General features: G+C 62.0%; 12 protein-coding genes. 8 read left to right on the forward strand and 4 right to left on the reverse strand.

From position 1 onward, the window contains the following. Positions 1–97 precede the first annotated feature (97 nt). From lepA to tadA, 8 genes are all read left to right on the forward strand, one after another. Entirely contained in the window at positions 98–1,897 is a 1,800-nt protein-coding gene (gene lepA, locus JOE32_RS22440) for a translation elongation factor 4 (RefSeq protein WP_057006741.1), read from the forward strand. 5 nt (positions 1,898–1,902) lie between these two features. After that, positions 1,903–2,757 carry a signal peptidase I gene (gene lepB / locus JOE32_RS22445; RefSeq protein WP_057006740.1) on the forward strand — a complete coding sequence of 285 codons (855 nt, stop codon included), beginning with the start codon at positions 1,903–1,905 and terminating at the stop codon, positions 2,755–2,757. A 147-nt stretch (positions 2,758–2,904) separates the two neighbouring features. Beyond that, on the forward strand, positions 2,905–3,594 hold the full coding sequence (gene rnc / locus JOE32_RS22450) for a ribonuclease III (RefSeq protein WP_003188856.1): 690 nt from the start codon (positions 2,905–2,907) through the stop codon (positions 3,592–3,594). Continuing rightward, positions 3,587–4,489: a GTPase Era gene (gene era, locus JOE32_RS22455; protein WP_124422514.1), complete on the forward strand. Its 903-nt coding sequence runs from the start codon at positions 3,587–3,589 to the stop codon at positions 4,487–4,489. Before rnc ends, era begins: the two co-directional genes overlap by 8 nt. A 218-nt stretch (positions 4,490–4,707) precedes the next feature. Then, positions 4,708–5,397 (forward strand): DNA repair protein RecO, encoded by a 690-nt coding sequence (gene recO / locus JOE32_RS22460; RefSeq protein WP_209989052.1) that lies wholly within the window; start codon positions 4,708–4,710, stop codon positions 5,395–5,397. A 51-nt stretch (positions 5,398–5,448) separates the two neighbouring features. Further along, entirely contained in the window at positions 5,449–6,192 is a 744-nt protein-coding gene (pdxJ, locus tag JOE32_RS22465; RefSeq protein WP_209989054.1) for a pyridoxine 5'-phosphate synthase, read from the forward strand. Positions 6,193–6,426: 234 nt separating this feature from the next. Continuing rightward, a complete protein-coding gene (locus JOE32_RS22470; RefSeq protein ID WP_209989057.1) occupies positions 6,427–7,803 on the forward strand; it encodes a multicopper oxidase family protein in 1,377 nt (458 codons plus the stop codon). Beyond that, the gene (gene tadA, locus JOE32_RS22475) at positions 7,803–8,303 is read left to right on the forward strand and encodes a tRNA adenosine(34) deaminase TadA (protein WP_209989060.1); all 501 of its coding nucleotides are present in this window, start codon (positions 7,803–7,805) and stop codon (positions 8,301–8,303) included. The genes JOE32_RS22470 and tadA overlap by 1 nt, the downstream gene beginning before the upstream one ends. Positions 8,304–8,377: 74 nt before the next feature. Here the strand turns inward: tadA and cmoB are convergent, their stop codons facing one another. The 4 genes from cmoB to lon form a co-directional block, all read right to left on the reverse strand. Continuing rightward, a complete protein-coding gene (gene cmoB, locus JOE32_RS22480; RefSeq protein ID WP_209989062.1) occupies positions 8,378–9,334 on the reverse strand; it encodes a tRNA 5-methoxyuridine(34)/uridine 5-oxyacetic acid(34) synthase CmoB in 957 nt (318 codons plus the stop codon). Beyond that, positions 9,331–10,074 carry a carboxy-S-adenosyl-L-methionine synthase CmoA gene (gene cmoA, locus JOE32_RS22485; RefSeq protein WP_209989065.1) on the reverse strand — a complete coding sequence of 248 codons (744 nt, stop codon included), beginning with the start codon at positions 10,072–10,074 and terminating at the stop codon, positions 9,331–9,333. Before cmoA ends, cmoB begins: the two co-directional genes overlap by 4 nt. A gap of 81 nt (positions 10,075–10,155) precedes the next feature. Next, positions 10,156–10,545: a protease inhibitor I42 family protein gene (locus JOE32_RS22490; protein ID WP_209989067.1), complete on the reverse strand. Its 390-nt coding sequence runs from the start codon at positions 10,543–10,545 to the stop codon at positions 10,156–10,158. 190 nt (positions 10,546–10,735) lie between these two features. Further along, complete coding sequence (gene lon / locus JOE32_RS22495) at positions 10,736–13,156, reverse strand: endopeptidase La (RefSeq protein WP_209989070.1); 2,421 nt, start codon at positions 13,154–13,156, stop codon at positions 10,736–10,738. Positions 13,157–13,180 lie beyond the last annotated feature (24 nt).

Raw genomic sequence — 13,180 nt, forward strand, 5'->3', positions numbered from 1 at the left:
CTGGACAGCAAAGATGACGTCTGGCCCGAGCATCAGGTACAATTCCCGGCTATTTTTCAGCGGGCAATCTGCCTGCAGCCTTTTTGAGTGTTGATCCGTGAGTGATTTGAGTCATATCCGCAATTTCTCCATCATCGCCCACATTGACCATGGCAAGTCGACGCTGGCCGATCGATTCATCCAGATGTGCGGTGGCCTTGCCGAGCGTGAAATGGAAGCCCAGGTTCTGGATTCCATGGACCTCGAACGCGAGCGCGGGATCACCATCAAGGCCCACAGCGTCACCCTGTACTACACCGCCAAAGACGGTATCCGGTACCAGCTCAACTTCATTGACACTCCCGGCCACGTTGACTTCACCTACGAAGTCAGCCGCTCGTTGGCCGCCTGCGAAGGTGCGTTGCTGGTAGTGGATGCGGGCCAGGGCGTGGAAGCCCAGTCCGTGGCCAACTGCTACACCGCCATCGAGCAGGGCCTTGAAGTAATGCCGGTGCTGAACAAGATCGACCTGCCCCAGGCCGATCCGGACCGCGTCAAGGAAGAAATCGAAAAAATCATCGGCATCGACGCCACCGACGCCGTCGAGTGCAGCGCCAAGACCGGCCTGGGCGTGGACGAGGTGCTCGAGCGCCTGGTCAAGACCATTCCGGCCCCCACCGGCAACTACGAAGATCCGCTGCAAGCGTTGATCATCGACTCCTGGTTCGACAACTACCTGGGCGTTGTCTCCCTGGTACGCGTGCGCCACGGCCGTGTGAAGAAGGGCGACAAGATCCTGGTCAAGTCCACCGGCAAGATCCACCTGGTGGACAGCGTCGGTGTGTTCAACCCCAAACATACCGCGACCACGGATCTGAAAGCCGGTGAAGTAGGCTTCATCATCGCCGGTATCAAGGACATCCACGGTGCGCCGGTGGGTGACACCCTGACCCTCAGCTCCACGCCTGACGTCGACATGCTGCCGGGCTTCAAGCGTATCCAGCCGCAGGTCTACGCCGGCCTGTTCCCGGTCAGCTCCGACGACTTCGAAGACTTCCGCGAGGCCCTGCAAAAGCTGACCCTCAACGACTCGTCGTTGCAGTACACCCCGGAAAGCTCCGACGCCCTGGGCTTCGGCTTCCGCTGCGGGTTCCTCGGCATGCTGCACATGGAGATCATCCAGGAGCGCCTGGAGCGCGAATACGACCTCGACCTGATCACCACCGCGCCAACCGTTATTTTCGAGTTGTTGCTGAAAACCGGTGAAACGATTTACGTCGACAACCCCTCCAAGCTTCCAGACCTGTCTTCCATCGAAGACATGCGCGAACCGATCGTGCGCGCCAATATCCTGGTGCCCCAGGAACACCTGGGCAACGTGATTACCCTGTGTATCGAAAAGCGTGGCGTGCAGCACGACATGCTGTTCCTCGGTACCCAGGTGCAAGTGACCTACGATTTGCCGATGAACGAAGTGGTCCTGGACTTCTTCGACCGTCTCAAATCCACCAGTCGCGGCTATGCTTCGCTGGATTACCATTTCGACCGCTACCAATCGGCCAATCTGGTGAAACTGGATGTACTGATCAACGGCGACAAAGTGGACGCCCTTGCGCTGATCGTGCACAAGGACAACGCGCACTACAAAGGTCGCCAGTTGACCGAAAAAATGAAAGAACTGATTCCGCGTCAGATGTTCGACGTCGCGATCCAGGCCGCCATCGGCGGGCAGATCATTGCGCGAACCTCCGTCAAGGCTCTCAGAAAGAACGTATTGGCCAAATGCTACGGCGGTGACGTAAGCCGTAAGCGCAAGCTGCTTGAGAAGCAAAAGGCCGGTAAAAAACGCATGAAGCAAGTGGGCAATGTGGAAATTCCACAAGAAGCCTTCCTTGCGGTGCTCAGGTTGGATAGTTAGGTCCTATGTCACTAAATTTCCCGCTGTTGCTGGTCATTGCCGTCGCCGTCTGCGGCCTCCTCGCGTTGCTCGATCTGGTGTTCTTCGCGCCACGTCGGCGCGCGGCTATTGCGTCGTATCAGGGCAGCGTCAGCCAGCCTGATGCGGTGGTGGTCGAGAAGCTGAACAAGGAACCGCTGCTGGTTGAATACGGCAAGTCGTTCTTCCCGGTGCTGTTCATCGTGCTGGTGCTGCGTTCGTTCCTGGTGGAGCCGTTCCAGATTCCTTCGGGATCGATGAAACCTACCCTGGACGTGGGCGACTTCATCCTGGTGAACAAATTTTCCTACGGAATTCGCCTGCCGGTGGTCGACAAGAAAGTCATCGAAGTCGGTGACCCGCAGCGCGGCGACGTGATGGTGTTCCGCTACCCGAGCGATCCGAACGTCAACTACATCAAGCGCGTGGTCGGCCTGCCGGGCGACGTGATTCGCTACACCAGCGACAAGCGCCTGTTCATCAACGGTGAATCGGTGGCCGAGAAGCTGCTGGGCGCCGAGCCGAACACCCTGGGCAGCGCCGAGCTGTATCAGGAAAAGCTCGGTGCGGTGGAGCACCAGATCCGCAAGGAAATGAGCCGCTACCGCGCCACGCCCGATGGCGAGTGGAAAGTGCCGGCCGGGCACTACTTCATGATGGGCGACAACCGCGACAACTCCAACGACAGCCGCTACTGGGATGATCCCAGCATTCCCAAGGAGCTGCTGGGCATGGTCCCCGACCAGAATATCGTCGGCAAGGCCTTCGCGGTCTGGATGAGCTGGCCGGAACCCAAGCTCAGCCACCTGCCGAACTTCTCGCGGGTCGGGCTGATCAAGTAATACAGGCGGCGCTGTGAACACAGCGCCGAATGCTTTTCTGGGGCCTGGACAATGTCCGGCCTCACGCGGCAACTATCAGGATTTGAATTTGAACACTGCGTCAATCGTCGATGGCCGCCGGTGCCACCAACTAGATATGGATAAACCGTGACCGTTTCTCTGAGTCGTCTCGAGCGCCAGCTCGGCTACACCTTCAAGGATCAGGAATTGATGGTCCTTGCCCTCACACACCGCAGCTTTGCAGGGCGCAATAACGAGCGCCTGGAATTCCTCGGTGATGCCATCCTCAATTTCGCCGCCGGTGAGGCGTTGTTCGAGCGCTTCCCCCAGGCCCGCGAAGGCCAGTTGTCACGCCTGCGTGCACGGCTGGTGAAAGGCGAGACCCTGGCCGTGCTGGCCCGTGGCTTCGGCCTGGGCGAGTACCTGCGCCTGGGGTCTGGTGAATTGAAGAGCGGCGGCTTTCGTCGTGAGTCGATCCTGGCCGATGCCCTCGAAGCCCTGATCGGCGCGATCTACCTGGATGCAGGCATGGAGACCGCCAAAGAGCGGGTGGTCGCCTGGCTGGCCTCGGAGATCGAGAGCCTGACCCTGGTCGACACCAACAAGGATCCCAAGACCCGCCTGCAGGAATACCTGCAGTCGCGCGGGTGCGAACTGCCACGCTACGAAGTGGTGGATATCCAGGGTGAGCCCCATTGCCGCGTGTTCTTCGTGGAATGTGAAATCACCTTATTGAACGAAAAAAGCCGAGGTCAGGGTGTGAGCCGTCGTATTGCCGAACAGGTAGCGGCCGCTGCAGCACTGATTGCCCTGGGCGTGGAGAATGGCCATGACTGATTCAACCGCAACACGCTGTGGCTATGTTGCCATCGTCGGCCGCCCCAACGTGGGCAAGTCCACGTTGCTCAACCATATCCTCGGCCAGAAGCTTGCGATCACCTCGCGCAAGCCGCAGACCACCCGGCACAACATGCTCGGCATCAAGACCGAAGGCCATGTGCAGGCGGTGTACGTCGACACTCCGGGCATGCACAAGGGTGGCGAGAAAGCCCTCAACCGCTACATGAACAAGACCGCCTCGGCGGCGTTGAAAGACGTCGACGTGGTGATCTTCGTCGTCGACCGCACCAAGTGGACCGACGAAGACCAGATGGTCCTGGAGCGCGTGCAGTACGTCACCGGCCCGTTGATCGTGGCGCTGAACAAGACCGACCGCATTGAAGACAAAGCCGAGCTGATGCCGCACCTGACCTGGTTGCAGGAGCAACTGCCGAACGCGCAGATCATGCCGATCTCGGCCCAGCACGGCCACAACCTCGAAGCCCTGGAGCGCGTGATCGCCGGCTACCTGCCGGAAAACGAACACTTCTTCCCGGAAGACCAGATCACCGACCGCAGCAGCCGCTTTCTCGCCGCTGAACTGGTGCGCGAAAAAATCATGCGCCAGATGGGCGCCGAGCTGCCGTACCAGATCACCGTGGAAATCGAAGAGTTCAAGCAGCAGGGCAAGACCTTGCACATCCACGCGCTGATTCTCGTCGAGCGTGACGGCCAGAAGAAAATCATCATTGGCGACAAGGGCGAGCGCATCAAGCGTATCGGCACCGAAGCGCGCAAGGACATGGAGCTGCTGTTCGACTCCAAGATCATGCTCAACCTGTGGGTGAAGGTGAAGGGTGGCTGGTCCGATGACGAGCGCGCGCTGCGCTCCCTCGGCTACGGCGACCTGTAAGAACACCGCTGGACCAAAAATGTGGGAGGGCTTGCTGTGGCGAGCAGGCTTGCCCTGCGTTGGGTTGCGAAACAGCCCCAAAACCTGCAACTGAGGTCTGTCCGTAGAATCGGGTTGATCTTATAGGGGCTGCTCTGCAGCCCAACGCAGGGCGAGCCTGCTCGCCACAATAAGTGTTCATTCGGCACATCGATTGCTCTTCAGAGATTTCCCGTCTCATGTCCCAATCCCCACCTCCCAGCCAACTCGCCTACGTGCTGCACAGCCGCGCCTACCGCGAGACCAGCGCCCTGGTGGATTTCCTCACGCCACAAGGTCGCCTGCGCGCGGTGTTGCGCAGCGCGCGCGGCAAGGCCGGCACACTGGCCCGGCCGTTCGTGGCGCTGGACGTGGAATTTCGCGGCAAGGGCGAGCTGAAGAACGTCGGCCGCCTGGAAAGCGTCGGCACCTCCGCCTGGCTCAATGGCGATGCGCTGTTCAGTGGCCTCTACCTCAATGAACTGTTGATCCGCCTGCTACCCGCCGAAGACCCGCACCCCGGCGTGTTCGATCACTACGCCGCCACCTTGCTCGCCCTCGCCGAAGGCCGCCCGCTGGAGCCGTTGTTGCGCGCATTCGAATGGCGCCTGCTGGACGATCTGGGCTACGGCTTCGAACTGAGCAACGACGTGCACGGCGAGCCCGTCGCCGTCGATGGCATGTACCGCCTGCAGGTCGACGCCGGCCTGGAGCGCGTCTATTTGCTGCAGCCGGGGCTGTTCCAGGGCGCCGAGTTGCTGGCCATGAGCGAGGCGGACTGGACCGCGCCCGGCGCGCTGTCCGCTGCCAAGCGCCTGATGCGCCAAGCCCTCGCGGTGCACCTGGGGGGCAAGCCGCTGGTCAGTCGCGAGTTGTTTCGAAAGCCCTGACATCCCCGTGTATGCTGTGCACCGATTCTTTCCCTTTTCAGGAGCGCTTCCGTGAGCACCAGCAATCGCATTCTTCTTGGCGTCAATATCGACCATGTCGCCACCCTGCGTCAGGCCCGGGGCACCCGCTACCCGGACCCGGTCAAGGCCGCGCTGGACGCCGAAGAAGCAGGCGCCGATGGCATCACCGTGCACCTGCGCGAAGACCGTCGTCATATTCAGGAACGTGATGTGCTGCTGCTCAAGGATGTGCTGCAAACCCGCATGAATTTCGAAATGGGCGTCACCGAAGCGATGATGGCGTTCGCCGAGCGCATCCGCCCGGCGCACATCTGCCTGGTACCGGAAACCCGCCAGGAACTCACCACCGAAGGCGGCCTCGATGTGGCCGGCCAGGAAGCGCGGATCAAGGCCGCCGTGGAGCGCCTGTCGCAGATCGGCAGCGAAGTCTCGCTGTTCATCGACGCCGACGAGCGCCAGATCGAAGCCTCGCGCCGTGTCGGTGCGCCGGCCATCGAACTGCACACCGGCCGTTACGCCGACGCCACCACGCCCACCGAAGTCGCCGACGAGCTGCAGCGCGTCATCGACGGCGTGAAGTGCGGCCTCGATCAAGGCCTGATCGTCAACGCCGGCCATGGCCTGCATTACCACAACGTGCAGGCGGTGGCCGCGATCAAGGGCATCAACGAACTGAACATCGGCCACGCGCTGGTGGCCCATGCGCTGTTCGTCGGTTTCAAAGGCGCGGTGGCCGAGATGAAGGCGCTGATCCTCGCCGCCTCCAGGGCCTGAAGAACGCAGAAAGTCCAGTGTGGGAGGGGGCTTGCTCCCGATAGCAGTGTGTCAGCCAGCCAATCCCTGCCTGACCCACCGCCATCGGGAGCAAGCCCCCTCCCACATTTTGATCGCCATCAGGCTTCAGCAATCAACGGTGTGGCAATGCGAAGCCTTACTGTTTAGCCCTTGCAGGTGTATCGTATCCGCCCTTTGCAGGCCCTGCGCCTGCGGCTGATACGCGAGGTTGTTGTGTCCCGATCCTTTTCCCGTCGACAAATCCTGGGTGGTCTTGCGGGCCTGGCCGTTGTAGGCGTCGGCGCCGGGGGCGGCTATCGCTACTGGCTGGGGAAGGTCGCCGAGTCCGAGGCGGGGCACGATTACGAGTTGATCGCTGCGCCCCTGGATGTGGAGCTGGTCCCCGGTCACCTCACCCAGGCCTGGGCGTTCGGCCCTTCGGCGCCCGGCACCGAGCTGCGGGTGCGTCAGGGCGAATGGCTGCGGGTGCGCTTCATCAATCACCTGCCGGTGGCCACCACCATCCACTGGCATGGCATCCGCTTGCCGCTGGAGATGGACGGCGTGCCCTACGTCTCGCAGCTGCCGGTATTGCCCGGCGAATACTTCGACTACAAATTCCGCGTGCCCGATGCCGGCAGCTACTGGTACCACCCCCATGTGAACAGCAGCGAAGAGCTCGGCCGTGGCCTGGTCGGCCCGTTGATCATCGAGGAACGCGAACCCACCGGCTTCAAGCACGAACGCACCCTCAGCCTGAAAAGCTGGCATGTGGACGAAGACGGCGCATTCGTCGCGTTCAGCATTCCACGCGAAGCGGCGCGCGGCGGTACGGCGGGGCGTCTGTCGACCATCAACGGCGTGTCCCAGGCGGTGATCGACCTGCCGGCCGGGCAGATCACCCGCGTGCGCCTGCTCAACCTCGACAACACCCTGACCTATCGCATCAACATCCCGGACGTCGACGCGCAGATCTACGCGCTGGACGGCAACCCCATCGAACCGCGCCCGCTCGGCAAGGAATACTGGCTGGGGCCTGGCATGCGCATTTGCCTGGCAATCAAGGCGCCGCCGGCGGGTGAAGAACTGTCGATCCGTAACGGGCCGGTGCGCCTGGGCACTTTCCGCTCGGTGGCCAATACCGACGCGCCCGGCCAATGGCCGCCCGCGTTGCCGGCCAACCCGATCAGCGAGCCGGACCTGGCCACTGCGGAGAAACTCAACTTCAATTTTGAATGGGTGGGCACGGTGTCGGTGGATGACGGCAAGCCGCCGAGCCTGTGGCAGATCAACGGCAAGGCGTGGGACATCACCGACAAGACCTGCGCCGACCGCCCGATTGCCAGGCTGGAAAAAGGCAAGAGTTACATTTTTGAACTGAAGAACATGACCCAGTACCAGCACCCGATCCACTTGCACGGCATGAGCTTCAAGGTGATCGCCTCGAACCGCCACAAGGTGGTGCCGTACTTTACCGACACCTACCTGCTGGGCAAGAACGAACGCGCCCGCGTGGCCTTGGTGGCGGATAACCCCGGGGTGTGGATGTTCCATTGTCATGTGATCGACCACATGGAAACCGGCCTGATGGCCGCCATCGAGGTGGCGTGATGCGCCAGATTCGTCCTGCAGCGATCATCGATCGCAGCCGCGACCAGCACTTCATGCGCGAAGCCCTGACCCTTGCCGCCCAGGGCGCGGCACTCGGCGAAGTGCCGGTGGGCGCGGTGCTGGTGCAAAACGGCGAAATCATCGGCCGAGGCTTCAATTGCCCCATCAGCGGCAACGACCCCAGCGCCCACGCCGAGATGGTCGCGATTCGCGCGGCAGCCCAGGCCATCAGCAACTACCGGCTGGTGGGCAGCACGCTGTATGTGACCCTGGAACCGTGCAGCATGTGCGCAGGCTTGATCGTGCATGCGCGGGTTGCGCGGGTGGTGTATGGCGCGCTGGAGCCCAAGGCCGGGATTGTGCAGAGTCAGGGACAGTTTTTTACCCAGGACTTTCTCAACCATCGGGTGTTGTTTGAAGGTGGGGTGCTGGCCGAGGAATGCGGAGCCGTTCTGAGCGAATTCTTCAAAGCCCGCCGAGCCAAACCCTCTTCTAGCTGACACCGGGAAACCAATGAGGGAGCAGGCAAGCCAGCTCCCACGGGTGATCTTCGTTTAGTCAGGGACGTTGTGGTTTATTTCCTGGCAATGATCACCGCCCGCATCGGTGCCGGCAGCCCTTCGATAGTCTTGCTGTGATCTTGCGGATCAAGAAAATCACTCAGCGACTGATACTTCATCCACTCGGTACCGCGCTGTTCCTCCACCGTGGTCACGCTCACGTCCACGCAGCGCACTTCGCTGAACCCGGCGCGGCGCAGCCATAGCATCAGGGCCGGCACCGAGGGCAGGAACCACACGTTGCGCATCTGTGCGTAGCGGTCTTCGGGCACCAGCACCTGTTGCTGGTCGCCTTCCACCACCAGGGTTTCCAGCACCAGTTCGCCGCCCTTGACCAGGGTGTCCTTCAACGCCAGCAGGTGCTCGATGGGCGAACGCCGGTGATAGAACACGCCCATGGAAAACACCGTATCGAAGCCTTCGAGGTTCGCCGGCAAGTCTTCGAACGGGAACGGCAGGTGCCAGGCCCTGGGTTCGGACAGGTAGCGTTGCACCGCCTGGAACTGGCAGAAAAACAGCCAGTTGGGGTCCACGCCGATCACGCTGTCGGCACCGGCGCCGAGCATGCGCCACATGTAGTAGCCGTTGCCGCAGCCCACATCCAGGATGCGCTTGCCCGTAAGGTTCAGGTGCGGCGCCACCCGCGACCACTTCCAGTCCGAGCGCCATTCGGTGTCCACGTGCACGCCGAACAGGTGGAGCGGGCCTTTGCGCCACGGGCTCAGACCCATCAGGGCGGTGTGCATCTGCGCGCGGGTCTGATCGTCGCAATCGGTGTCCAGCGTCAGGCCGTTCAGCAGGTCGACGGTGCTTGGCTGAATGGCCGGCAGCGCATCCAGCGCGCTTTGCCAGCGCTCCAGATCGCCGTGACCTTTTTCCATCTTGCTATCGAGCTGCGCTTGCAGGCCCTGGGCCCACACGGCCAGGGGCGTGCCAACCAGATGGCGGGCGAGGGGGGACAGATCAATCATGGCAAGGCAATCAACGAGGCAAAGTTAAGACACTGAAACCACGGCACCACGCTCGAGAACCCGGCCGCCAGCAGGCGTTCGCGGTGTTCTTCGAGGCTGTCGGGCTTCATGACGTTTTCGATGGCGCTGCGCTTCTGGGCGATTTCCAGTTCGCTGTAGCCGTTGGCGCGCTTGAACGCGATATGCAGGTCGGTGAGCAGTGCGTGTTCCTGCGCGTCATTGAAGCGCAGCTTTTCCGAAAGAATCAGCGCGCCGCCCGGCACCAGCGCCTGGCGAATGCGCGAGAGCAAAGCCAGGCGCTCGTCCGGAGCGATGAATTGCAGGGTGAAATTCAGGGCCACCACCGACGCCGGCTGGAACTGCAAGGCAAGGATATCGCCTTCGATCACCTCTACCGGCAGCAGCTCCTGGAACATCGAGTCCTGGCCATTGAGGTATTCACGGCAACGCTCGACCATCGCCGCCGAGTTATCCACCGCGATCACCCGGCAGCCGTCCGTGCGCACATGGCGGCGCAGGGCCTGGGTGACGGCGCCGAGGGATGAGCCGAGGTCGTAGAGCACGCTGCTCGGCTGGGCGAACTGCGCCGCGAGTACGCCGAGGTTTTCGACGATGGTCGGGTAACCCGGCACCGAGCGCTTGATCATGTCCGGGAACACCCGCACCACGTCCTCGTTAAAGGCGAAGTCCGGCACCTGGGGCAAGGGCTGGGCGAATAGGCGATCGGGTTCTTTGCTCACGGTTGTTCCGGCGACGAAAGGGAAGGGCCGGCATTTTAGCCAACTTGGCCCTTCGGTGCGCGGGTTGTCTGATGGGGTGCCCTAGTTCACCGTAATGGCGCAGTCGAAGGTGTCGACCGGTTCGGCTTCCGGCTCCCACGGTTGCTGGGAGGTGAGGCGCAAACGGCCCTGCCCGGCGGTGAACGCCTGGAACCGCCACGTGGACTGGCCGCCGCCGCCAATCACGCCGGATTCGCTGCTGCTGTAGACCTCGGGGCTCAGCGCGCGCAACACGCCGCCGGCCGAGTCCTGAATGGCCCAGCGGTAGCCGGTGGTGGGGTTGCTCGGCAGAGTGAGGATCAGGTTCTGACCGGATTTGAGCTGCAGCGGGCAGGCGCTCTGGTCGTCCACGGTGATGTTTTGCTTCGGCGCGCTGGCGCACGCGGACAACAAGGCAAGGCTCAAGGGGAGAAACAGGCGGGCAACGGTCATGGGGGCTCCGGTTGTACACGACGAAGGGCGAGCATAACCGAAGATGGCGCGAGGTGTGACAGGCGAGGTGTGTGGTGTGGCGGATGGCGCTATCGGGAGCAAGCCCCCTCCCACATTTTGAAGTGTGAATACCTTCAAATGTGGAAAGGGGCTTGCTCCCGATGAGGCCCTTACCGGCACTGCATAACGATCAGAACAGTACTTTGGCCACATCCGCAAAGCGCTTGGCAAAGTGCACCGTCATGCCTTCCTTCAGGTACTCCGGCAGCTCTTCAAAACTGCCACGGTTGGGCTCGGGCAGGATCAGCTCATGGATTTTCTGGCGCCGCGCCGCAATCACTTTCTCGCGTACTCCGCCAATCGGCAGCACGTGCCCGGTCAGCGTCAGTTCGCCGGTCATGGCCACGCCTTTTTTCGGCGCCTGGTTGCGTGCCAGCGACAGCAGCGCACTGGCCATGGTCACGCCCGCGCTCGGGCCGTCTTTTGGCGTGGCGCCTTCCGGCACGTGCAAGTGCACGAAGGCTTCGTCGAAGAACTTCGGGTCACCGCCAAACGATTTCAGGTTGGAGCTGATGTAGCTGTAGGCAATTTCAGCGGACTCCTTCATCACCTCGCCCAACTGCCCGGTGAGCTTGAAACCGCGATTGAGCGTGTGGATACGCGTCGCCTCGATCGGCAGGGTCGCGCCACCCATGCTGGTCCAGGCCAGGCCGGTAATCACACCGGTGCCGGACAGCACTTGCTCATTGCGAAACACCGGCATGCCCAGTGAGCTTTCCAGGTCCTTGTTGCCGATCTTGATCACCGAGTCCGGCGCATCCAGCAACTTGACCACCGCCTTGCGCACCAGTTTGCCCAGTTGCTTCTCCAACTGGCGCACCCCGGCTTCGCGGGCGTAGCCGTCGATCAACGCACGCAAGGCGCCGTCGCTGATGGTCAGGCTGTTTTTCGCTACGCCGGCTTTTTCCAGCTGCTTGGGCCACAGGTGGCGCTTGGCGATGGCGACTTTTTCTTCGGTGATATAGCCCGACAGGCGAATCACTTCCATGCGGTCGAGCAACGGGCCGGGAATCGAATCCAGGGTGTTGGCGGTGCACACGAACAGCACTTTGGACAGGTCCAGGCGCAGGTCGAGGTAATGGTCGAGGAATTCGACGTTCTGTTCCGGGTCGAGGGTTTCCAGCAGCGCCGAGGCCGGGTCGCCCTGGAAGCTCTGACCCATCTTGTCGATCTCGTCGAGCATGATCACCGGGTTCATCACTTCCACATCCTTGAGCGCCTGCACCAGCTTGCCCGGCAGGGCGCCGATGTAGGTGCGGCGGTGGCCCTTGATCTCGGCCTCGTCGCGCATGCCGCCGACGCTGAAGCGGTAGAACGGCCGGCCCAGGGACTCGGCGATGGACTTGCCGACGCTGGTCTTGCCCACGCCCGGTGGGCCCACCAGCAGCACGATGGAGCCGGCAACCTCGCCTTTATAAGCACCCACCGCGAGGAACTCGAGGATGCGGCTCTTGATGTCGTCCAGCCCGGCGTGGTGTTTGTCCAGCACCTTGCGCGCGTGCTTGAGGTCGAGCTTGTCCTTGCCGTACACGCCCCACGGTACCGAGGTGGCCCAGTCGAGGTAGTTGCGCGTGACCGCGTATTCCGGCGAGCCGGTTTCCAGGATCGACAGTTTGTTCAATTCTTCATCGATGCGTTTTTTGGCCTGGGTGGGCAACACCTTGCCCTCCAGACGCTGCTCGAATTGCTCGACGTCCGCGCTGCGGTCGTCCTTGGTCAGGCCCAACTCCTGCTGGATGACCTTGAGCTGTTCCTTGAGGAAGAATTCGCGCTGGTGCTCGCCGATCTTGCGGTTCACCTCGGCGGAGAGCTCCTTCTGCAGGCGCGCCACTTCCACCTCTTTGCGCAGCATCGGCAGCACTTTTTCCATGCGCTTGAGCATGGGCACGCAGTCCAGCACTTCCTGCAACTCGTTACCGGTGGCCGACGTGAGCGCGGCGGCAAAGTCGGTGAGCGGCGATGGGTCGTTGGGGCTGAAGCGGTTGAGGTAGTTCTTCAGTTCTTCGCTGTACAGCGGGTTGAGCGGCAGCAGTTCCTTGATCGCATTGATCAGCGCCATGCCGTAAGCCTTGACCTCATCGGTCGGCTCGCTCGGCTGGTGCGGGTATTCGACTTCCACCAGATAGGGCGGGCGATGGTGCTTGAGCCAGGTCTTGATGCGCACGCGGGTCAGGCCCTGGGCGACGAATTGCAGCTTGCCGTTCTCGCGGCTGGCGTGGTGCACCTTGACCAGCGTGCCGTACAGCGGCAGGGCCGAGGTGTCGAAGTGGCGCGGGTCTTCCGGCGGGGTTTCCATGAAGAACAGGGCCAGGGAGTGGTGATCGGATTTGCTCACCAGTTCCAGGGTTTCGGCCCATGGCTCTTCGTTGACGATCACCGGCAGCACTTGCGCCGGGAAGAACGGGCGGTTGTGGATCGGGATGATGTAGACCTTGTCCGGCAGGTTTTGCCCAGGCAGCGCCAGCCCGGTGTTGGACGAAGCGGATTCAGCGTTTTCGGGATCGGCGTAATCGTTGATGTCGTAATCAGGGGAATCTTGCTGGTCGCTCATGGGGCACCTGCATAAGGAAGTATG

This window comes from Pseudomonas sp. PvP025 (genome assembly GCF_017832155.1).
In the GTDB taxonomy this organism is placed as follows: domain Bacteria; phylum Pseudomonadota; class Gammaproteobacteria; order Pseudomonadales; family Pseudomonadaceae; genus Aquipseudomonas.